This is a genomic window from Celerinatantimonas diazotrophica, assembly GCF_004339545.1.
Lineage (GTDB): Bacteria > Pseudomonadota > Gammaproteobacteria > Enterobacterales > Celerinatantimonadaceae > Celerinatantimonas > Celerinatantimonas diazotrophica.
The window spans coordinates 96383-119071 of record NZ_SMGD01000012.1 but is presented as its reverse complement, the minus strand read 5'-3'; the positions used below and the strand labels follow the sequence as shown (position 1 = coordinate 119071).

General features: G+C 44.9%; 22 protein-coding genes. 2 read left to right on the top strand and 20 right to left on the bottom strand.

Annotated elements, in window-relative coordinates:
* Positions 1-13 precede the first annotated feature (13 nt).
* A complete protein-coding gene (locus EV690_RS06880; protein WP_131912269.1) occupies positions 14-883 on the top strand; it encodes a phosphoribulokinase in 870 nt (289 codons plus the stop codon).
* 15 nt (positions 884-898) lie between these two features.
* Here EV690_RS06880 and EV690_RS06875 read toward each other — a convergent pair whose 3' ends face one another.
* The gene (locus tag EV690_RS06875) at positions 899-1309 is read right to left on the bottom strand and encodes an OsmC family protein (RefSeq protein ID WP_131912268.1); all 411 of its coding nucleotides are present in this window, start codon (positions 1307-1309) and stop codon (positions 899-901) included.
* A gap of 324 nt (positions 1310-1633) precedes the next feature.
* Between EV690_RS06875 and crp the strand changes: the two genes are divergently transcribed.
* Positions 1634-2272 carry a cAMP-activated global transcriptional regulator CRP gene (gene crp / locus EV690_RS06870; RefSeq protein WP_131912267.1) on the top strand — a complete coding sequence of 213 codons (639 nt, stop codon included), beginning with the start codon at positions 1634-1636 and terminating at the stop codon, positions 2270-2272.
* Between the two features lie 392 nt (positions 2273-2664).
* Here the strand turns inward: crp and ahpF are convergent, their stop codons facing one another.
* The 19 genes from ahpF to EV690_RS06780 form a co-directional block, all read right to left on the bottom strand.
* Entirely contained in the window at positions 2665-4221 is a 1557-nt protein-coding gene (gene ahpF / locus EV690_RS06865) for an alkyl hydroperoxide reductase subunit F (RefSeq protein WP_131912266.1), read from the bottom strand.
* Positions 4222-4297: 76 nt separating this feature from the next.
* Entirely contained in the window at positions 4298-4855 is a 558-nt protein-coding gene (gene ahpC, locus EV690_RS06860; RefSeq protein ID WP_131912265.1) for an alkyl hydroperoxide reductase subunit C, read from the bottom strand.
* A 169-nt stretch (positions 4856-5024) separates the two neighbouring features.
* On the bottom strand, positions 5025-5825 hold the full coding sequence (locus EV690_RS06855) for a DUF1338 domain-containing protein (protein WP_396022809.1): 801 nt from the start codon (positions 5823-5825) through the stop codon (positions 5025-5027).
* A 366-nt stretch (positions 5826-6191) separates the two neighbouring features.
* Positions 6192-7427 (bottom strand): hypothetical protein, encoded by a 1236-nt coding sequence (locus EV690_RS06850; protein ID WP_131912263.1) that lies wholly within the window; start codon positions 7425-7427, stop codon positions 6192-6194.
* Positions 7428-7825: 398 nt separating this feature from the next.
* Positions 7826-9283, bottom strand: a complete 1458-nt coding sequence (gene astD, locus EV690_RS06845; protein ID WP_131912262.1) for a succinylglutamate-semialdehyde dehydrogenase — start codon at positions 9281-9283, stop codon at positions 7826-7828.
* A gap of 25 nt (positions 9284-9308) precedes the next feature.
* Complete coding sequence (gene astA, locus EV690_RS06840) at positions 9309-10322, bottom strand: arginine N-succinyltransferase (protein ID WP_131912261.1); 1014 nt, start codon at positions 10320-10322, stop codon at positions 9309-9311.
* Between the two features lie 11 nt (positions 10323-10333).
* A complete protein-coding gene (locus EV690_RS06835; RefSeq protein WP_131912260.1) occupies positions 10334-11551 on the bottom strand; it encodes an aspartate aminotransferase family protein in 1218 nt (405 codons plus the stop codon).
* A gap of 542 nt (positions 11552-12093) precedes the next feature.
* Entirely contained in the window at positions 12094-12687 is a 594-nt protein-coding gene (locus EV690_RS06830; RefSeq protein ID WP_131912259.1) for an anthranilate synthase component II, read from the bottom strand.
* A 676-nt stretch (positions 12688-13363) separates the two neighbouring features.
* A complete protein-coding gene (locus EV690_RS06825) occupies positions 13364-14041 on the bottom strand; it encodes a phosphoglycolate phosphatase (protein ID WP_131912258.1) in 678 nt (225 codons plus the stop codon).
* Positions 14038-14709, bottom strand: coding sequence for a ribulose-phosphate 3-epimerase (gene rpe, locus EV690_RS06820; protein WP_131912257.1), 672 nt, complete (start codon positions 14707-14709; stop codon positions 14038-14040). The genes EV690_RS06825 and rpe overlap by 4 nt, the downstream gene beginning before the upstream one ends.
* A gap of 35 nt (positions 14710-14744) precedes the next feature.
* The gene (locus tag EV690_RS06815) at positions 14745-15608 is read right to left on the bottom strand and encodes a Dam family site-specific DNA-(adenine-N6)-methyltransferase (protein WP_131912256.1); all 864 of its coding nucleotides are present in this window, start codon (positions 15606-15608) and stop codon (positions 14745-14747) included.
* Between the two features lie 26 nt (positions 15609-15634).
* Positions 15635-17218 carry an SPOR domain-containing protein gene (locus tag EV690_RS06810; RefSeq protein ID WP_131912255.1) on the bottom strand — a complete coding sequence of 528 codons (1584 nt, stop codon included), beginning with the start codon at positions 17216-17218 and terminating at the stop codon, positions 15635-15637.
* Positions 17215-18297 carry a 3-dehydroquinate synthase gene (gene aroB / locus EV690_RS06805; RefSeq protein WP_131912254.1) on the bottom strand — a complete coding sequence of 361 codons (1083 nt, stop codon included), beginning with the start codon at positions 18295-18297 and terminating at the stop codon, positions 17215-17217. Before aroB ends, EV690_RS06810 begins: the two co-directional genes overlap by 4 nt.
* Before the next feature lie 9 nt (positions 18298-18306).
* Positions 18307-18825, bottom strand: coding sequence for a shikimate kinase AroK (gene aroK / locus EV690_RS06800; RefSeq protein ID WP_131912253.1), 519 nt, complete (start codon positions 18823-18825; stop codon positions 18307-18309).
* A 155-nt stretch (positions 18826-18980) separates the two neighbouring features.
* The gene (gene pilQ / locus EV690_RS06795; RefSeq protein ID WP_165872687.1) at positions 18981-20630 is read right to left on the bottom strand and encodes a type IV pilus secretin PilQ; all 1650 of its coding nucleotides are present in this window, start codon (positions 20628-20630) and stop codon (positions 18981-18983) included.
* On the bottom strand, positions 20549-20980 hold the full coding sequence (locus EV690_RS18225) for a hypothetical protein (RefSeq protein ID WP_165872686.1): 432 nt from the start codon (positions 20978-20980) through the stop codon (positions 20549-20551). Before EV690_RS18225 ends, pilQ begins: the two co-directional genes overlap by 82 nt.
* Positions 20977-21342, bottom strand: coding sequence for a hypothetical protein (locus EV690_RS06790; protein ID WP_131912251.1), 366 nt, complete (start codon positions 21340-21342; stop codon positions 20977-20979). Before EV690_RS06790 ends, EV690_RS18225 begins: the two co-directional genes overlap by 4 nt.
* 44 nt (positions 21343-21386) lie before the next feature.
* A complete protein-coding gene (locus EV690_RS06785; RefSeq protein WP_131912250.1) occupies positions 21387-21830 on the bottom strand; it encodes a PilN domain-containing protein in 444 nt (147 codons plus the stop codon).
* Positions 21817-22665, bottom strand: a complete 849-nt coding sequence (locus tag EV690_RS06780) for a hypothetical protein (RefSeq protein WP_131912249.1) — start codon at positions 22663-22665, stop codon at positions 21817-21819. The genes EV690_RS06785 and EV690_RS06780 overlap by 14 nt, the downstream gene beginning before the upstream one ends.
* Positions 22666-22689: the final 24 nt, after the last annotated feature.

The window sequence follows — 22689 nt, the reverse complement described above, 5'->3', positions numbered from 1 at the left end:
TACAGGAATCATTATGTCAAGCAAACACCCTATCATCGCTGTTACTGGCTCATCAGGAGCAGGAACAACCACAACTAGTGAAGTATTTGCTCACTTATTTCGCCAACTTCATCAACGAGCAGCCTTTATCGAAGGGGATAGTTTTCACCGCTATACCCGACCTGAAATGGATATTGCGATCCGCAAAGCGCGCGAACAGGGTCGCCATATTAGCTATTTTGGCGCCGAAGCCAATGACTTTCAGCTGCTACATGATTTTTTTAAAGAATATGGCGAAGAGGGGACAGGGCGTTATCGGCGCTACTTACACACTTTTGATGATGCAGTTCCTTACAATCAGATGCCGGGTACATTCACCCCTTGGCAAGAATTGTCAGCGGATACGGATCTACTCTTTTACGAGGGGCTACATGGCGGTGTCGTCTGGGAAGATATCAACGTCTCCCAGCATGTTGACCTACTCATCGGCATGGTGCCTATCGTCAACTTAGAATGGATCCAAAAACTGATCCGTGACACCACTGAACGAGGTCACTCGCGTGAAGCGGTGCAAGAGTCCATCGTGCGTTCGATGGATGACTACATCAACTACATTACCCCACAGTTCTCACGCACTCACATTAACTTTCAGCGGGTTCCCACCGTCGATACGTCTAACCCCTTTAGTGCTAAGTCAATTCCGAGCGCAGATGAAAGCATGTTAGTGGTGCGTTTTCGCGGCATGAAAAATATCGATTTTCCATATCTGCTGCAAATGATTGATGGCTCGTTTATGTCGCGTATCGACACCATGGTAGTCCCAGGTGGGAAAATTGGCTTTGCGATGGAACTGATCTTATTGCCCATTTTAGAGCAATTATTACAAACAGGCAGCGTCCGTTAGACGCTGCTATAGGCACTATTGGTTAATCACCACTTCGTAGCTGTGTTCAATCGGGCAATGTTTGGAAAGCATCAGTGATACTGAGCAATATTTTTCCATCGATAGATCAACTGCCCGAGCAACCTGTTTCTCACTGAGCTCACTGGAACCGGTGACCGTGAAATGTAGATTGATTTTAGTAAAAACTCGAGGAGCAGTCTCCGCTCGCTCAGTCGTTAGTTCGACCTGGCAATCGCAAATCGGTTGGCGTGCTTTATTTAAAATCGAGACCACATCAATTGAACTACAACCACCCGCGGCCAACAACACCATTTCCATGGGACTTGCCGCCGTTTTCGCGCCATTGCCATCCATGACGATCGTATGGCCGGAACCGGATTCTCCAATGAACTGCATATCACCAGCCCATTTCACTTTTGCTTGCATCAATTACTCCTACTGCTCCATTTCAAATAGTGCATCAGCTTAATCAACCTCAACCGGAAAGGCTAGCGCTATTGACATCAGCACGTTCTAAAACAGAATAATTTTACAAGCTATTAACTTGATATCTTTCTAGTTAATTGTAATAGTTGGCAAATTTAAAGATAAGCAATTGAGCTTTAGCGAAACCGAAGCCTGTATATTGCAAAAAAGCCTCTTGCAGCGACTGTTCAAGCCGCTTATGCTATGAGCTTAAGGGATGAATCGAAGTGCTCGGATTTCTTGCACTATTTCAATATAAAACTACAAAAATATAGAGGACTACCTATGGTACTCGGAAAACCTCAATCGGACCCTGTATTAGAATGGTTTCTATCACACTGTCATATTCATAAATACCCTTCTAAAAGTACCCTCATTCACGCAGGCGAAAAGGCTGAAACCCTTTATTATATCGTGAAAGGTTCAGTAGCCGTTCTGATTAAGGACGATGAGGGCAAAGAGATGATCCTCTCTTACCTGAATCAAGGTGATTTTATGGGTGAACTAGGGCTATTTGAAGAAGATGAAGAATCAACTCGCAGTGCGTGGATCCGGGCTAAAACTCCGTGCGAAGTTGCCGAAATATCCTACAAAAAGTTTCGCCAGTTGATTCAGGTCAATCCTGATATTTTAATGCGACTGTCCACTCAAATGGCTAAACGTCTGCAGGTCACCAGTCAGAAGGTGGGGAATCTGGCATTTTTAGATGTCACCGGGCGAATTGCCCAAACACTGCTGAATCTTGCCAAACAGCCTGATGCAATGACACACCCAGATGGCATGCAAATTAAAATTACCCGTCAGGAAATAGGACAGATTGTCGGTTGTTCACGAGAAACCGTTGGTCGTATCTTAAAAATGTTAGAAGAGCAGAATCTGATCTCGGCTCATGGTAAAACGATTGTCGTATTTGGAACTCGATAATTTACAGAGAAGTTAGCTATAAAAATTTATGGCTAACTTTTCTTCTCTCCAGTATGTGCGATATTTTTACACAAATGATATTACCAGCTCATATATTACGTAGTTTATAATACATCCCCACCAGAGCATTGAGATGTGCTGGCCTGCTGCACTTAGTAGTTACTTAGCGGCTGCCATCGAAGAACACTAAATGAATTTCAGACTAACGGGATAGATCGCTATTTTGCTATCTGACTAATCAATTGTATGCGAATGGTGACCAAGCAAAAGTTTGTGGCTCAATATCTACTAACATATCAGTGCAAACCAGTCATCGCGCTTTAGTAACCATAAAAAACGCACAATATCGAATTAATATTGTGCGTTGGAATGGGAAATAATCGAGGTTCTACTTACTCAACTGAACTGCGAATCAGGTAATCAAAAGCGCCAAGCGATGCCGTTGCCCCGAGCCCCATCGAGATAATAATTTGTTTATATGGACTGTTAGTCACATCTCCGGCGGCAAAAACTCCCGGCATAGAGGTCTGCCCTTTCGTATCAACAATCACTTCACCTCGAGAAGTAAGCTCAACCATCGTTCCTTCAAGCCATTCACTATTAGGGACCAATCCGATCTGAACGAAGATCCCCGCTACATTTAACTGTACAGCTTCGCCTGTTACTCGGTTGGTGTAGGTTAAACCTATGACACGCTGACCATCCCCCAATACTTCGGTCGTGGCTGCCTCAGTGAGGACGTCAATATTCGGCATCGACTGCACTTTTTTCAGCAGCACTTCATCGGCTCTTAGAGTATTGGAATACTCCAGCACCGTCACATGTTCAACGATACCAGCCAAGTCAATCGCAGCTTCGATCCCGGAGTTACCGCCACCAATCACAGCAACTCGTTTACCTTTAAATAACGGGCCATCACAATGCGGGCAATAAGCCACCCCTTTGCCTCGATACTCACGCTCACCGGGCACATTGATCTCTCGCCAACGGGCTCCAGTGGCAATAATGACTACTTTACTTTTTAGCTGCGCACCATTTTCCAACTCCAATTCAAACAGCTTGTTCTTCGCCAATTTGGCAACCCGCTGTGGCTTGATAATGTCCACGTCGTAATCAAGCACATGCTCTTCCAAACTTGCCGCTAATTTCGGGCCATCTGTAGCTGCAACAGAGATAAAGTTTTCAATCGCATTCGTATCCAAAACTTGCCCCCCAAAACGTTCGGCAACCACTGCAGTCCGGATCCCTTTGCGTGCTGAATAGATAGCTGCGGCGGCCCCTGCCGGCCCCCCACCAACGATTAACACTTCATAGGGGTCTTTTTGTGATAGCAGCTCGGCTTGTTTTGCGCTCGCACCACTGTCGAGCTTATTGACGATTTCCGCCAGCGTCATCCGCCCCTGTCCAAATTCTTCGCCATTGAGGTAGATGGTCGGTACGGCCAGAATATTGCGCCGTTCCACTTCCTCTTTAAATAACGCGCCATCAATCATCGTGGTGGTGACTTGTGGATTGACGCGAGCCAATACATTCAGAGCCTGAACGACGGTCGGGCAGTTTTGGCAAGATAATGACGCATAGACTTCAAAATTAAGGGGCTGAGCCAGCGCTCGCGCCTGTTCAATAACCGCCTCATCTTCTTTAATCGGGTAGCCGCCCGCTTGCAGTATGGCTAAAACGAATGAGGTAAATTCGTGACCCATTGGAATACCGGCAAAACCAATCCGAGGGGTCTCACCTTTAGGGGCAATCTGCATGAGAGGCGCCCGGGAATCACGAACATGATGGATCTGACAACTGATTTTATCCGATATTACGCTAACTTCTTGGGCAAGCTCTGCTAACTCTTTGGCTTTAGCTGAATCATTGATAGACACAGTTATTTCTATCGGATTAGTGATATTTTGAAAATAGGTGTCTAATTGTTGTTTTACATTTGAATCTAACATCGAGGTTAACCCGTAACTGTGTATATAAAAAAATGGTAGGCGGCAAAGAGCAGGGATCCCTGCTCTTTCAGCTCACTTAGATTTTACCAACCAAATCCAGTGATGGAGCTAGGGTGTCTTCCCCTTCTTCCCATTTTGCTGGGCAAACTTCACCGGGATGAGCAGCAACATATTGAGCAGCTTTAAGTTTACGTAGCAGATCATTGGCATCACGACCAATACCTTCAGCAGTGATTTCCATAGCTTGGATAATGCCATCTGGGTCAATTAGGAAAGTTGCACGGTCAGCCACACCTTCATTTTCACGCAGCACGCCGAAGTTATTGGCCAGCAAATGTGTAGGGTCGCCAATCATCGGGTACTGGATTTTAGAAATCGTGTCTGATGAATCATGCCATGCTTTATGGGTAAAGTGGGTATCACAAGAAACAGAATAAATTTCAACACCGCGTCTTTGAAATTCTTCATAGTGATCGGCTAAATCACCTAATTCAGTAGGGCAGACAAACGTAAAGTCGGCCGGATAGAAGAAAATAATAGACCATTTGCCTTTAAGATCTTCGCTAGATACTTCAACAAATTCGCCTGCTTTAAAGGCGGTCGCATTAAAAGGTTTAATCGCAGTGTTAATCATTAATTAATCTCCTCAAATAAACACACTGTTTGTTTAACGAGGTTTAATATAGATTAATTTTTTGATTGATGAAAATTGTTAAAACCTTAATGATTGATAACCATGCGCTATTAATAGCACATAAAAAATAGGGATTTAGCCTTATCCCTATTTTGTTGCATTGATTAAGCTAACCGGTCGCTCGCATATTAGTGCTATCAAAAATTTTGTCTGCCGAGGCTTCAACAAAGCCTTGATAAAGCTTACCGCTGGCATCCGGGTAACGCAGGGCAAACTCATAAAAACAGGAAGGGATCAGCTCTTTTTGGTCAATAAAATTAACACAAACATGCTCTGCGAGTGTTGACGATTGCTCTAACATATCAGATCGACTCCCTTTGATCAGCCCCCCACTAAGATTAAGCTGATAACCATTCTCCATGAGCACGTCATTAACATCCTCTAAGGTATTAAAGCTTTTCAGAGCATTCACACTGACGGTAAAGTGATTCGCCCGATAACCAAACGCAGCCAGCCAGGCGGCATATTCACTTTCACTGAGCAGGGTTTGATAATCTTGATAACTCAAATGCCAAGGCCGTCCACTATATAAAGCCTTGCACTCTTTCATATAACCAGTGGGGAGTTGCTGATAGAGCTGCCCGATAATACGCTGCGCGCTGCTTGAAAGTTCATCGACTTTCAGCTCACTGATAAACACTTTGGGGACCTTTGGATCCGGGTGCAGCAGATACCGAGCACGTAATTTTTTGAGCTTAAATTGATACTCATCTTTATAACGATATCCCAATGCCGTGAAATGGCGAGCTAAGTCTTCCAAGCGAATATCGGGTAACGCGTAAGTACGAAAGGCAACGTGATCATTAATGACCTCGCCTTCATCACAAAGTAACTTCTGAATGGGCTTTGCACAGGGGGTTACTTCAAGGTATTGCAACCACAATTTGGCAAATAAGGCATCAATTTTCATTACCACCTCCGGCCACGAAACTCATCATTGAGCATGTGAATATCTTTATCTTAACCGATATCTGGTATTTCCCAACCCTTAGCTTTGTGAGATGACTCACGGATCTAACTAGCTGAACATAAAAAGCTTCTTTTATATCATCAATTTTATCACTGAATTTAACAAAAGAAGCCGCTAGGGGGCTGTTGACCTCTCGTGATGAGTTTTGCAGCAATCTGGGAGTGATTTAAACACATCCTGAACTTTGTTGCCCTCTGAGTTAGCTTAACTCATTAAGCGCCCCAGACTGCATCGCGTTCAAAATGCGTTTAATTTGCACAAAATTCGACCACAAAAGGTCAACAGCTAGACAGATTGAATTGACCGCTAAAAATGGTAGTCAATCTGTGTTCTGAACAGATGTCGCAACGCATCGTGGTCAATCGTAGCATCGGCAGACCGGTTACGCCGTTGTATCGAGAAGAATGTTTCCCAGACGACATTTTTAAACGGAACAAACGTTGCCCCCCAGATCCAGCCTTTGGTATCACCGGGTAGCGAGCCCCATTCATCATCATGGGAATAATCCCCATAGCGTTCAAAATCAAAATACCGAGTATAAAGCCCCCACGAGCCGACATCTTTGAGATCATACCCTTTATAATCAATCCGATATTCTTGGCTGATATTATCCTCGTCGGCATTGGTTCGAACCATAGCGCTTCTGAGTAAAATATCTTTGGTCACCTGAAATTGTAGATCCAACGCGGCCAAATTGTTCATTTTTTGTTCGTTGTCATGGTTCCCATTATTCGCATAGGTCACACTGGATTTAAAATAGTCCGTCCAAGTGGTAGTCACATTTATCCCACGAATATTGGTTTTAGAACCATTGGGCATGCTGATCAAATCTCCCTGACGAGGACGCAACCAAAATCCTTTCACATTCCAGTTTTGAACCACGTCGTAATCAACTGAGACCCCATCGGCGGCATGGCCAAACGGCACATTCTGAAACCCTAAGCCCCACCATTTAGTTCCCAACGCAATATTGATATTGTAGGGGGTCCCCTCAACCCAGATACGTTGAACCGTACCATCTTGGTCGGAGCTACCGGCATCGCCTTTACGCCATGATTGATTCACTGTATAACCTTTGCGAGTTTCGCTTTGGAAATGGGCATACCAATCTTTATTGACCCGCATTTTGGCTTCTAAATCCATATAGAAATGTTTGTTGTTACTTCCTGAGCCAATTCCAGAACGGTCATCGTCATCATATTTCGCCCGGAAGAAACCATAAATGTCGATGCGGTCCAAAGCATGTTTTAAGGTTTCATACTGACGATTATTCGCCTGACGAGAGGTCTGATCGACCACCGCTTGCGATTGTTCTTTTGATTTATCGAGATCATCAAGTTTCTTCTGATATTGCTCCCTTAGTTGTTTCATCTTTGCCAGTTCAGCTTCATACGATTGCTGCATCTGACTCATCTTCTCAATCTGTGATTTTAACTTGGCTGCATCATCACTGGGGGGCGTTGCTGCGCTAGCTGCAAAACTTCCGAGTAACGAACCGCTACAACCAATGGCAACGGCCAGAGATAGTGTTCTGATTTTCATAATTAAGATCCTTCAAGCATCCATTGGCGTGTACTTGTCTATGCAAGCTGCTCGATTATCAAAAAAATGAATCAGCGATCATCCCAATCGTGCTAAATTGCCTTAATTGGAAATCGATTTCCAATTAAATCCTTACTTAGGGTCTCAACGCTGTTTCATTGTGAGCTATAAAAGACAGGACTTCCCTGCCATTTTATTTTAATTTTCAACAAGAGATTAGAGGATTGGATTTAAAGAGAGTGTGTTTAACCGCACATTTATGGAAACCGTTTTCCGTATTTAATCCATTTATAACCCAAAATGCGATCTAAACCACTTAATCGAACACTTAAGAACGTACAGACAATAAAAAACCCCTGATAAACAGGGGCCTTTTATCGGAGTGAAAAAAGACGAGGTTAAAAAACAACCCCAGGGGCCAATGCCTCAGGCATACTCAGGTGATCATCCTGAACACTGGAAACAGGATATGAACTGTAATCAGCAGCATAATACGCGCTGGCTCGATGGTTGCCGGAATCACCAATGCCACCAAACGGTGCACCACTCGAAGCTCCCGTAATCGGTTTATTCCAGTTCACAATCCCAGCGCGGCTGCGCTGATAAAAATCAACCCAGCGCTCTTGACTGTCACTTAACAACCCCGCGGATAACCCATATCGGGTATTATTGGCAATCGCGATGGCTTGATCCCAAACCTGATAGCGAATCACTTGCAATAATGGTCCAAAGAACTCTTCATCAGGAACTTCAGCGCCAGTCACATCGATAATACCAGGAGTTACAAAGCCTTTTTGTTCATCGGCCTGCTCAAGCTCCACCAATGAACGGGCGCCTTGAGATAACAGCATTTGCTGTGCTTTCACCATATTATGAGCAGCTTTAGCACTAATCATCGCCCCGATAAATGGTTGGATCGGATCATCATAAAGGCCAACACGCAACTGTGAAGTTACCTCTATCAATCGCTCAAGAATCGCTTCACCTTGTTCGCTGGCAGGTAAAATGAGTCGTCTCGCACATGTACAACGCTGCCCTGCAGAGAGAAATGCAGACTGAATAATGGTATAGACGGCAGCATCAATATCGCTCACTTTATCTACGACCAGCGGATTATTGCCTCCCATCTCAAGGGCTAAGATCTTATTGGGACAACTGGCAAACTGTTCATGCAGCAATTTTCCAGTGCGTGAACTCCCTGTAAAAAACAGGCCATCAATATCGCGATGTGATGATAAGGCTTTACCGGTTTCGACTTCCCCTTGCACGAGGTTAATCACCCCGTTGGGTAAGCCGGCTTTCTGCCAGAGTTGCACCGTCGCTTCTGCCACAGCAGGCGTCAACTCCGATGGTTTAAACACCACGGTGTTGCCAGCCAGCAAGGCCGGGACAATATGACCATTGGGTAAATGACCGGGGAAGTTATAAGGGCCAAACACCGCCACGACGCCATGGGGTTTATGGCTGACAACGGCTTGTCCACCAGTCGCCATATCTTGACGTTTTTCACCCGTCCGTTCGTGATAGGCTTTTTCTGAAATAGCCACTTTGCCAATCATTGAGTTGACTTCAGTCCGAGTTTCCCATAAAGGTTTCCCTGTTTCCTGAGCAATCAGAAGTGCCAGCGATTCACGGTTTTCATCAAGCTGTTGAGCAAATCGCTGCGCAATGGCCAGCCGTTGTTCAAAACCAGTCAAATACCAGCTTTGCTGTGCTTTACGAGCGGCCTGAACGGCTCCATCGACCTGTGCGTCACTGGCACTGGCACCTTCCCAAATGATCTGGTTTTTAGCCGGATCAACCGAAGAGAATTTTTCACCTTGACCTTCACTCCAAACACCTGCAATTAGCTGCATAGGGTCTCCTTATTAAATATTGGTATTAGCGCACCGCAACCAAACGCAGTGGATCACCTTCATTGACACGCAGTGCTTTTCCCGTCGCGGCAGTGATCGTCACTTCAGCTCGTTTGGTATTTAAGTTTACTTTATCAACACATGCTCGGAACTGGCTGATATTAGTATTAGCCAGCAACATTTCATCACCACCGATCACATCACCAATGACTACATGCACTTTCTGACTCTGTGCCACTGAGCGAATGTTATCAAGCCGACATTCAATCGTTGGGCCTGCATCAAAAATATCGACATAGCCACGATTTTGAAACCCTTCGCCCTGCAACAGTTTCAGTGCAGGTATAGTTTTGCTGTGTACCTGACCAATCACTGACTGTGCCTGCTCTGAGAGCAAATTGACATAAATCGGATGTTTCGGCATCAGCTCGGCGATAAACTCCTTACGTCCCACGCCAGTGAGATAATCAGCCGTTGGAAAATCAACGCTAAAGAAATGCTGTTCCAGCCATTGCCAAAACGGTGAATTCCCCTGTTCATCAGAGACCCCTCGCATTTCAGCAATCACCGTCGGATGAAACACTTCAGGGTGCTCAGCTAACATTAAAAACCGACATTTAGACAGTAATCGGCCATTATTGCCACTGCGATACGCCTCACGTAGAAATAATGTACACAACTCAGTCACACCAGTGTAGTCATTACTCAGAGTCAGCGTTTCAACCACGTTATAGACATTTAAACTGCGTGAAGCATGGACCACTTTGCCCAGATGATAGGTATAAAATGGCGTCGTTAACCCCACAGCAGCATCAATTGCCGAAGTTCCTACCACTTCGCCCGTTTCACTGTCTTCGGCGACCATTAAGAAAAATCGTTCTGGCTCTGATTCGCCAGCAAATGAGCGCAGCGAATGGGCAATCTTATCGCGTAATAAGGGTTCATCAACTGGCAGAGAAGTAAACCCAACACCAGATTCATCAGCCATCGCAAACAGCGCGGCAAAATCGGACTGTTTAATTGGACGAACGACTAACATAACGTTCTCCCTCAAGCATCCATTACTTTTGCAACCGCTTGTTCAAAACGAGCCAGGCCTTCTTCAATATCTTCCCGAGGGATAATCAAAGAAGGCGCGAAACGTATCACATCCGGTCCGGCAACTAACACCATTACACCACACTCAATCCCCGCCATTAAAAACTCACGAGAACGGCCCTGATATTCAGGCTTCAGTGCAGCACCTAACAATAACCCTTTGCCACGAACTTCAGTGAAAATATGATGCTTTTCATTGATCTGGTTAAGTCCTTCACGCATCCACTGTTCTCGGGCTTTTACACCGCTTAGCACTTGTGGTGTATTCACCAACTCAACAACTTTATTTGCGACAGCGCAAACAAGCGGGTTGCCGCCATAGGTGCTACCGTGTGTTCCCGGCTGGAAATGCTCAGCAACTTCATTAGTGGTAAGCATAGCAGCTATTGGAATACCGCCACCAAGCGATTTCGCGGTGCTTAAAATATCCGGTGTGACGCCCAGCCCCATATAGGCATACAGTTCGCCGGTACGCCCCATTCCGGTTTGAACTTCGTCAAAGATCAGTAGCGCATTATGTTGGGTACATAAATCACGGACCTGTTGAATAAATTCAGCATCAGGCGGAATAATGCCGCCTTCACCCTGTAGGGGTTCAATCATTACGGCACAGGTCTCATCATCGATGGTCGCTTTAAATGTTTCTAAATCGTTGTATGGAATGTGCGTAATGGCCCCTGGTTTAGGACCGAACCCATCCGAATACTTAGGCTGTCCACCAACCGTGACGGTAAAAAATGTCCGACCATGAAATCCTTGTTTAAAGGCAATGATTTTATTTTTCTTTTCACCGAATTTATCAAATGCATAACGCCGAGCAAGTTTCAGGCATGCTTCATTCGCTTCGCCCCCAGAATTGGCGAAAAACACTTTATCGGCAAACGTACTATCGACTAGTTGTTTGGCCAACTTCAGAGCAGGTTCATTGGTCATCACATTACTGAGATGCCAAATTTTATTCGCCTGTTCGTTGAGTGCACCAACTAAGGCTGGGTGACAATGACCTAAAGCACTGACAGCAATCCCACCGGCAAAATCGACATATTCGCGTTCATCCTGATCCCATACTCGAGAACCTTCTCCGCGCACTGGAATAATAGTCGCAGGATTATAAGTTGGCACCATCACTTCATCAAAAAGAGCCCGGGTGGGATGGTTTGCATTGGTCATTACTCTCTCCTCATTATACCGACCTGTTTATTATGCAATCACTGAGGGGTTGTTAACCTTTTGTGATTATTTTTTGCAGCCATCAAAGACTGATTTAGCTAAGGTAAACGTTTTACCGTGTAGTGACTCTACACGAACAAACATTTAACGCTGGATAAATCAGTTTCAGAAGCTGTCCTTCAAGTTCATTTAAACTCATCCTGAACTTTGTTGCACCCTGTTTGCTTAACTCATTAAGCAGCACAGGTTGTGGCGCGTTCAAAATACGCTTAATTTGAACAAAACTTAACCACAAAAGGTCAACAGCCCCACCATTACTTTTATTGGGTCATCGAATTATTCCAAAATTTAAGCCAAGTGTCTGGATCGTTCCTGAACTTATCCAGCAGATGTTTCGATGAATAATCGCGCTAAGCGCATTTAATGTCCATTATAATTGCTCTTAGTGCATCACCTAGAGTTATTGATTATTCACATAATGAATAATTATTCATTTCTTATTCATTCTAAAAAAATATCGAGATACTAGCCATTTACGCCTTTTAGTTCGATTTATTCGATTCAAGGAAGGTGTGTAGCATCGCTAAACCATGTTCGCTCAGAATACTCTCTGGATGAAACTGCACACCTTCAATCGCCATAGTCTTATGCCGGATCCCCATAATGGTCGCTTGAGTTGAATCACATTCATCATACGTCCAAGCCGTCACTTCAAAACATTCAGGCAAATGCTCCGCATCCACCATCAGTGAATGATAGCGCGTCACCGAAAAAGGTGATGGTAAGGTAGCAAAAACTCCCTGACCATCATGATGTAATGGGCTGGTTTTACCATGCATCAGTTGTGGCGCGCGCACAATGGTTGCGCCAAAATATTCGGCAATGCACTGATGTCCTAGACAGACTCCAAGAATAGGAATTTTTCCAGCAAATTGCTGGATCACCGATAAAGAGATCCCTGCTTGCTGTGGTGCTTTAGGGCCTGGTGAAATTACTAAATAGTTGGGAGCTAATTGTTCTATTTCAGCGATCGTGATTTCATCATGGCGATAAACGCACACTTGCTCCCCTAATTTCGCGAAATATTGGTAAAGATTATAAGTAAATGAATCGTAATTATCGATAATGAGCAGCACTGCAAAAACCTTGTAAACAGGCGGCGGAAATATAAAATCCAATCAGCTCGAGAGGCTCTCCTGCGCTGATTGGTCCACCGCCATCGATAACCGACTAGCGAGTTTAACGCCCCGTAGTCGGCAGTAACCATCTATCTAAGCTACCATAATTTCTAAAAGAATGAGTACTATGAAAAGCTTATGTAACTAAACTTACTGAGTTTGTGCGGATGTATTCGTTAACATCGGCATTGTAGCCATTCATCACCATCCTACAGGGGCAAATCAACCCGGCCTATCGCCTAGGTGAAAACAGCCAAGACCAGTTCTCTCACCCCATTAATGGACAATTACCAAGCTAAAATTACCCTACCAAATGCTCGGGTTGCACTGTTCGATATCGAGCATGGCATCACAATGAAGTTAAAATGGGCTGGCTATTTCAATCTGGCCGAATCGCGGCTACCTGTATTTTATTCCACCAGACAAAGCCAATCGAACCCAATCTCGCTTATGACAGCAGTTACCGATGCGTAAAAAAGAGCATGTCCACCCTAAACACACCTTTAATCCGATTTTGTGAGTGCTATTAAGATGAAGGAACCATCCTATAAAAAATCCGACATCAGTAACTGATATCGGATCTTAAACCGTATTTTTTCTTAACGAGAGGCATTCAACACATATCGGTTAAATGTTAATCGAAGAGCTTTTCGAGATCACAGATGCTATCACTCACCCAATCGGGATGACTCTGTGCAATCGGAACACCATAGTTATAACCATAAGTGACCGCATAACTTGGACAGCCTGCCGCTTTGGCCGCCAGAATATCGTTGCGAGAGTCACCAACCATCAGCATTTGCGAAGGCTCTAGTGCACGTTTTTCCAAAACATACTGCAACGGATCAGGATCCGGCTTACGCTTCGGCAGTGACTCGCCACCTAAAACAATATCAAAGTAGCGATCAAATCCAAGCTCAACTAATAATGCTTGAGTAAATGGATAGGGTTTATTGGTCACAACCGCCATTGGGATCTGTTTAGCCTGTAAAGCTTCCAGGGTCTCAGAAACGCCCGGATAAGGCTTAGTATTAATACACAAGTTTTCCGCATACAAACGGTCAAAACGAGCCCGGGCATCACGATAGAGTGCATCATCTAAATTGGGATCGATCGTTTGCTGACCACTCAAAGCACGTTTGATGAGCACTTCGACCCCATTGCCAACCCAGCCTTGAACAACCGCTGAATCAAAGGAGTTTCGACTGAGCTCTTCGAGCATTAAATTAATTGCTAAAGCCAGATCCGGCCCGCTATCAATCAATGTTCCATCGAGATCAAAAGCAACTGCTTTTAGCGCGAAACGGTTCATACGCTCTCCAACTCTTGACGCATCTTAGCAATCGCTTGCGCATAATCAGCTTGATTAAAAATAGCTGAACCGGCTACAAACGTATCGGCACCCGCCTTGGCTATCGCGGCAATATTATCGACGCTCACCCCACCATCAACTTCAAGACGAATTTCGCGACCGCTGGCATCAATAAGTTCACGGACTTGGCGAATTTTAGCCAATGTCGTCGGAATAAATTTTTGCCCACCAAATCCAGGATTAACTGACATCAGCAGAATTTGGTCGATTTTATCGATGACAAAATCCAGATAACTCAATGGGGTCGCTGGATTAAAAACCAAACCACAACGGCATCCATGGTCTTTGACCAACTGCAAAGAACGATCAATGTGTTCACTGGCTTCGGCATGAAACGTAATCGTATTCGCCCCTGCTTTTGCAAAATCGGGGATAATCCGATCCACCGGTTTCACCATCAGGTGAACATCAATTGGGGCACGAATTCCGTAATCGCGCAGAGCCTGACAGATCATCGGGCCAAAACTTAAATTGGGGACATAATGGTTGTCCATCACATCAAAATGAATTTGGTCAGCACCTGCTGCGATCACTGCTGCGGTCTCTTCCCCTAAGCGGGCAAAATCAGCTGACAAAATAGAAGGTGCAATATGATTAGGTAATTTCATGATGCCACCGTTGGTTAAAGAATAGAGGGTCGATATTAGCGCACTTTAATATCACCAGCCAGACGAGCTAATGGTTCAACCTCATGTTGGGCCGGATAAAGAGCTAACAATTCATCGACTTTAATGCGCTGTTTGCCCTTACGGCTAATGGTACGACGCACTTTGAGTGAGCTTAACTGCGCGCGCTGATAAATTTCTTTGGTAAAAGCCAGCTCGTGATTACTAATTAACACCGTCGCCCCTTGATAGGTACTAGCATGTTCAGCCAACTGCGCGAGTCGAATTTGATCTTGGTTGGTAAAGCCGCCACTGGTATATCCCGTAAAGCTAGCTGTAGCCGACAATGGCGCATATGGCGGGTCACAATAAACGACATTCCCCGCCTGCACCTGGGCAAAGGTTTGTTCATAGCCACAGCAAAGAAACTGCGCTTGCTGCGCTTTTAAGGCAAACGCTTCAAGTTCAGCCTGAGGAAAATACGGCTTTTTATAACGACCAAATGGTACATTAAATCCACCGCTTTTATTATACCGACAAAGCCCATTATAGCCGTGACGATTTAAATACAAAAAGAGCAATGAACGCTGATAGGTATCATGGCTACGGTTAAACTCTTGACGCAGCCAATAATAGCGCTCTGACTGATTATTTTGCTCGTTAAAGAATGTACGGGCATCCCGAATAAACTGATCCGGGCAGCTTTTAAGTAAATTATATAGGTTAATCAGATCGGCGTTGATATCTGTGAGCAAATAGCGCTTATAATCCGTGTTAAGAAAAACAGATCCAGCACCGGTAAACGGCTCAACTAGAAGATCGCCATCTGGCAAGTGGCGGCGAATATCCTCAATTAAATGATATTTACCACCGGCCCATTTCAAAAAAGCCCGAATTTTCATCGTCCTTGCCAACAACGCTTAACAACCTATGACTGCTTGAGTTCAAACTGAACTTGGCGGAAAGATTTCAGCAGACTCACTTGGCCTTTGGCTTTTAACTTGCGTTTCTGTGTTAGAGCTTGCTGACGAGAACTAAAATCCCCCATAATCACTTTATAGAGAATTTGTGAACTACCTTGGAAAGGATAAACCCAAGCGGGAGAAAATCTACCCTGTTTGACAAAATCAGTCGCTGCGCGCATTGAGCTAAACGCACCCAGTTGTAATGTGTAATGGTTAGGCGCCTTAGCGCTTAATACGCTTTCGGTATCCTGCGCTTGGGCCCCACTACGAACAGGACTCGAACTCGAGGCCGTATTGGCAGATGAGCCAGAACTAGCAGGAGTCGAAGCCGTATTTTGAGCATTGCTGTCTGAGCTCTGAGTATCATTCGCCGGCATACTTTGAGTGCTACTGGCACTATTATCTTGAGCTTGTTTCCCTTGAGTAGAAGACATCCCACTATTGGCTGAACCGTTATCATCACTTTGCTGGTTAGCGTCAGCTCCTTGCTGGGCTTTTAAAAGCTCATCAACAACTTTGTCATCGACAACAACGCGTTTTTGCCCCACGTCAGGAGAGCCATTGTTGGTAATCGTCTGATCGGCCACTGGTGCAGGTAGTTCAGCGGTATCATCTTTTTGCAAAGACCCATCATCGGTCGATGAAGCACTATTTACCTGAGCGGTTGATGTTGAATTGTCGTTCGATTGGTTTTTCGATGGCAAGACAACCGGAATTTCGCTATTGGGCTTCAATGGCACAGACTTTTCCGCTTCAAGTTGATCATTTGAATGCAATAACTGCACAGCCAAACCGGCAACGGCGGCAATAATGACAGCAATGATCATCCAAATTAAATAGGGCTTGCGTGCTTTGTTCTGCTCTTCAGACATGATCCCAGCTCCTGAAATAGTTTGCTCAACGACCTGACAAATAGCGCGAGGGTTCCCTTGCGCAGCTTCGATTAACTTGGCCAACGCCTGTTTGTTAGCAACACTTGGTTGATATTGCGCACGAACAAAAAGCTGTTTGGCGAGAAGATTCGATTCGTATTCATCAAGAGGCTCGAGTTCTAACTCTAAAACATCCGTCACCTGCCAATTATAATCGCGAGCAAGTTGGCGATATCGACTTGATGAAAAAAACACGACATTTAATGCATCTTTATAATGTTCTGAATACTTTTCAACCAGCTCAAATAGTTCACCATAGATTTGAGGTGACACTAATTCAGCTTGATCGACGACCAACAACTGGGCACCACCTGCAGATTGCTGATTACGGGACAAGCTATCCCATAATGGATCCTCAGCATTAAAAAGCGGATCGCTGAGCCATTGTTGAAGCAACGGCTCACGAATCTGCGAGTCGCTTAACTCAGGTTCTACACAAATCCATGCTTGATTAGCAAACTGACAGCGGTCCAGCAAACTTTTCGCCAGGGTGGTTTTACCACTACCCGGATCACCATGGACAAAAATAATGTGACTGGAAAAACGCGTTAGAGTTTCCAGTCGTTCAAGCAATTGGTGTTGGGAAGATAGCTCGACCAACGCAGTTTGCATCATCTTGCCCGGAGTGCTCCTATGACACTTTCAATATCAGCCTGACTCAGTACATCAGTAATGATAGCTGATCCGATGGTTGTCGGTAAGATGACTCGCAATTGTTGATTGAGGACTTTTTTATCGCGCATCATGTGCGTCATAAAATCATCAATACTCATTGCCTGCGGGGGTTTGACAGGAAGGCCTACTTGATCAATCAGCGCAATGATCCGCTCAACTTGTCCATCATTGAGATAGCCTAATTTTTGTGCAGATAATGCGGCCATGACCATGCCAGTTGCCACCGCTTCACCGTGCAACCAATTGCCATAACCTTGATGAGCTTCAATCGCATGACCAAACGTATGTCCTAGATTAAGCAGCGCCCGAATGCCATGTTCAGTTTCATCTTTAGCAACGACCTCTGCTTTAATTTCACAGCAGCGGTAAATGGCGTGCGTAATCGTCTGTTCATCCAGTGCATGTAAGGCGTCTAAATGATTCTCTAGCCAAGTAAAAAACTCACCATCATAGATGATGCCATACTTAATGACCTCAGCCATGCCAGCACGATACTCGCGTTCAGGAAGAGTTTTTAAGCAATCGATATCGATGACCACACTTTGTGGCTGATAAAAAGCACCAATCATGTTTTTACCAAGCCGATGATTAACTGCCGTTTTACCACCGACAGAAGAATCGACCTGGGCCAGCAATGTCGTCGGCACCTGAACAAAGGGGATTCCACGCTGATAACATGCCGCCGCAAACCCAGCCATATCGCCAATCACGCCACCACCTAACGCGACAATTGTCGTATCTCGGCCGTGGCATTTTTCCAGCAAGGCACTATAAACGTCATCTAAAACTTCACTCGTTTTATACTGCTCGCCATCAGGCAGTGTCACCACATCAACCTGATAAGCCGACAACGTTTTAACTAATGTATCAAGATATAATGGGCCAACCGTATCATTGGTCACCACCATAATCTGACGGCCTTTGATAGCCTGCTGAAAAAAATCGGGCTGACCTAACAGGCCTGGCCCGATTGAAATGGGATAGCTTCGATCACCTAGTGCGACGGTTAGTCTTTTCATATGCTCCCTTTAGAAGCCTAACAGTTCGATAATCTGATTAGCGACTGCTTTGGCACTTTGATCATCAGTAACAACCCGATAATCAGCAATCTCTTCATAGAGCGGACCGCGTTCTTTGGCCAACTCTTCCAAACGTTCTCTTGGATCTCCACAGTTTTGCAGTAAAGGACGACGCTTATCACGCTGCGTGCGAGCAAACTGTTTATCAATAGATGTTTCCAGATAGACAACAATACCGCGAGCCGACAACCGATTTCGGCTTTCTTTACTTTTTATGCAGCCGCCTCCAGTTGCCAAAATGATCCCTTGTTGTTGGGTCATATCATCAATTACTGTCTCTTCGCGGGCTCGAAAGCCGTCTTCACCTTCGACATCAAAGACCCATGAAATATCGGCACCAGTGCGGCGCTCTATTTCACTGTCAGTATCAAAAAACTGCATATGTAGCTGTGAAGCCAAATGACGACCAATGGTGCTTTTTCCGGCACCCATTGGGCCGATTAGGAAAATATTTCGTTTTTCAGCCATGTCTCTATATTAACAATCTATTGCGTCAATTTTTCTCCGCGTAGACAAAAATGCGGAGTACCATCATAACCAACCTTTTTGATTAACAAAGATCAGGTGCGCGATTATCGCAGTTTGCGCCCCGTTTTGGCAACCACAAAATCAGTTCCCTTGGTTTACAACACCTTCTTTTGCGAAGTCATAATGGTCGGCGTTACAAATATTAATAATTCATTTTTTTGTACCCGATCGCTGGTATGACGAAATAAGCCACCGATACCGGGGATATCTCCCAACAAAGGCACTTTTTCAACTGATTTTTGTTTATGTTGCTGATAAATGCCACCTAGCACGATAGTTTCGCCATTTTGTAACAGTACCTGAGTTTTGATCTCTTGGGTATTAATTGTTACAGCACGTCCAGTCGACGTATTGACCTCATCGCCAGCATTATTTTGCGTAATCAACAGATCTAGAATGATACCATCATCTGGCGTAATTTGCGGGGTCACCTTCAAACTTAGCTCAGCTTTTTTATAAGTAACCGAAGTTGCCCCGCTTGCAGCCGACTCAACATAAGGGATTTCACGGCCCTGTGCAATATAAGCGCTATGGCGGTCAAGCGTGGTAATTTGCGGGCTGGCAATAATCTCACCTTTATTTTCTTGGGCCAGCGCAGAGAGTTCTAGATTGAGCTGTGAAGCAACCCCAAGCCTCGCCACTTTGAAAGTTGCTGTTGTCGTTGGTGAAGGAACCGGCAAATTAATGTTCAGTTGATCTGGCGTACTTTGTTCAATAGAACGCGCTGATCCGGCCTGCCACTGAATTCCCAGCTCTTTGGAAGCCTGTGAGCTAACCGTCACCATTTTGGATGCTATCGCTACTTCACGGACCGGCAGGTCGAGGTGTTGAACTAATTGGTGCAATTGTGGCAGCTCTGATGCTAACGCTCGAAGAATAATGGTATTGGTGCGTTCATCGGCCGAGATAGAACTGCGCGAAGAAATAATGTGCTTAGCCGCTTTATTGATAATTTTGGCCAGTTTAGCTGCCCGCGCATAGCGTATTTTAATAAACTCTGTCTGCAACGGTGCTAATCTCTGGGCCATTTTTTGCTGCACTAAGCGACTTTTTTCTTGCTTGGTTAATGCGTCAACTGACTCAACATACCAGCCGTGTTGATGAACTCTGGCCACCAAATTACAGATATCTAGCACCCAATGAAAAACTTGCTGCCAGCTCTGCTGATACACCGACAAACTAATAGAGGGTAAATTCGACGCTTTGAGTAACAAACTTTGGTGCTGTTGCCGAGCTAGCCATAGTAATAATTCTCCAGCAGGCATATCCGCGACATCCATGGTAATTTGTAGCGAGCGATGCTGTTGATGACGGCGAGACAACGTAATAAATAGATTCGCTGGCGGCTCAGACTTGGTAATTAAGGCTGAAACCTTAGGCACTAAGCTCACCGTTAAACGTGCTAGTTTAGGTTGCCAAGTTATAGTATCGATGAAACGATTATGGCGACGAATATTGGATAACTGCGAAGTTTGAAATTGGACGGCAGAATCGAACCATAATTGCACTTGGTTGCCGTCCACACTCGCTCGATAATGTACCAATGTTGGTGCAAACGTTAACTCCAGACGATGATGATTCTTACTTTGTTTGATGAAACCGTGAATAGACTGAGCCCTAACTGAACGAATATAGAACCCACTACAAATTAAGAAGATGATGACTAACGCTTTAATACACAGTGAGAATTGCGCTTGAAGTTGGTAAGTATCAGTTGATCGCTGCCAATAATATGAATTTTCCATGCAGTTCCTGCTAGTTGCTGTCCTTGAAAAAATTGCGACACATGTTGTTGGTGTTTTAGAAGCGCTCGTAATTGATGATAAACCACCATGTGCCCTATATAACGCCATCCCGACGGGCATCTAAGCAGCCGTTCAGGGTGAGTCTCAACTTCATTCAGCTTTTTCTTTTTCATGGATGGCCAATGAGGGGGTTCGGTTGGTTTCAGTGCATCTTGGTTGGACCGCTCCTGTTTGAGTGTTTGCAGCCCAGGAACAAATGGATCCCTGATAAGAGGAACGTCAGATGATTGCGCTTGAGTCATCGCTGTAACCAATATCAGTAGCCCACCCACCAACTTAGAAACTTTCATCGTGGTCGCACTTGTCGATTCGAGAGTTTCAAGCGAATGGTTAAGTCATTAGCACTAGGGGACTTAGACAAGTTAATTTGTTGGATGCGCTCGTTAATCGCCAAATTAGCCGGATTTCCTAACCATGCAATCAATGCTGCAAAATCGCCTTGCCCATTTAAAATCAACATATTTCCGTGTCGCTTGTACGCCTTTAACTTAAAAGGCAATTCACTGAGCCATGAACGGTTTATTTTCAGATTTGAGCCGTTCTTTTTATTCTTGTGAGCACTAACTAACTTCTGTTTTAAGATAATCTGCTGGCGTAGCTGATGAGCATCATACGCACAATGCAGCCAATCGATACCTAGCAGAAGTACCATGATTATCCAAAGCATCCAATGCCATGAACTTTTCTCAATACGCATCAGTTAAAACTCAAGGTTAAAACGAATGACTGTGATGATGAACCCATAGGAGCTTTTAACTGCTCTAAACGCACGTGTTTTACCCAATTTAAGTGGCGCAACGAACGCTGATAGCTTTTTAGCCACTTAGCATTTAGGGTCTTTCCCTGCAGTCGCAGAAGCGACTTTTTAAAATCAAGCTGCTCAAGATACATCTGCTCAGGCAATGCTCGTGCGATCGCCTTAAGGCATTTAGCCCAGTCAATCGCGTGATGATTTAGATGATGTTGCTGCTTTAGCACGCGAGGCAGCTGATGAAGATATTGCTGTTGCGAATACAGTGATTGATGAAGTTGCCAGTTATGCAATCCAAGTAGCCCAATAAATAGCCACAAGAATATAAGGTAGTGACGTTTTAGCCGTTGGGGTGCTTGCGAGTCTGGGGAAAAATTATAGCCACTCATAAACCTTCAACGCCCCACCCAAAGCTGCCATTTGACTAGCATCATGAATACCGTCGAGCTTGAACTCAAATTGCTCTAATGGACATTCCAGATTCGATAAGTGTTCATCACCAAACATGCGCGCCTGTTTTAATCGCACTCCGGGCAAACATCGCCATAATAGCCCCAACTGAGCTAAATAATTGACCAGTGACTGGTGATTGACTGGACTAATTTGACACCAATCCAATAAACGCCGAGCCAAAAACAGACAGACTTCCAGCGTATTGTTCTGCGCCACCAGATGTAACTCAGCAAATCGGCCCGCACATGGCCGTCGCTGCTGCCACCAGCAATATGCACGAGCAAAACAAGCAAGATCAATACAGCTTAATTGCCAGTGTAATGTGCGACAAACACCATCAATGACACCAATTAAACGTTTAGGGACACCGACTGCTTGGAAGAGCTGATGACCAGGATGGCGATGATCATTAGCCAACCAACGGATTTGAATCTGCCAGCTAGCAGAAAGATCCATACCATTGCGCTGACACGCCTGGGCGATCTGATAATCGCTATATTGGTGCTCGTTCAACGGCAGTGAAATAATGCCCATCTGAATGCATGCCAGTGGAACATTAAACATCACACGAACACGTTTTGTATTCAGCTGTGACTTAATCTGAGCCATCGCCTTAAGTAATCGTTCACTGTGTTGCCATAGATTTTCTGGCCAATTGCCGGAGGTTAAAAAGTCGCAGTGAAAAAACCTTGTCGGCCGGTCCGGATTATATAAAGCAGCCTGAATAGCATCCTCTTGCAGATTCACGCCGAGAACGGCATAACGACTCACAAACATCCTCCGGTTTGACTAAGT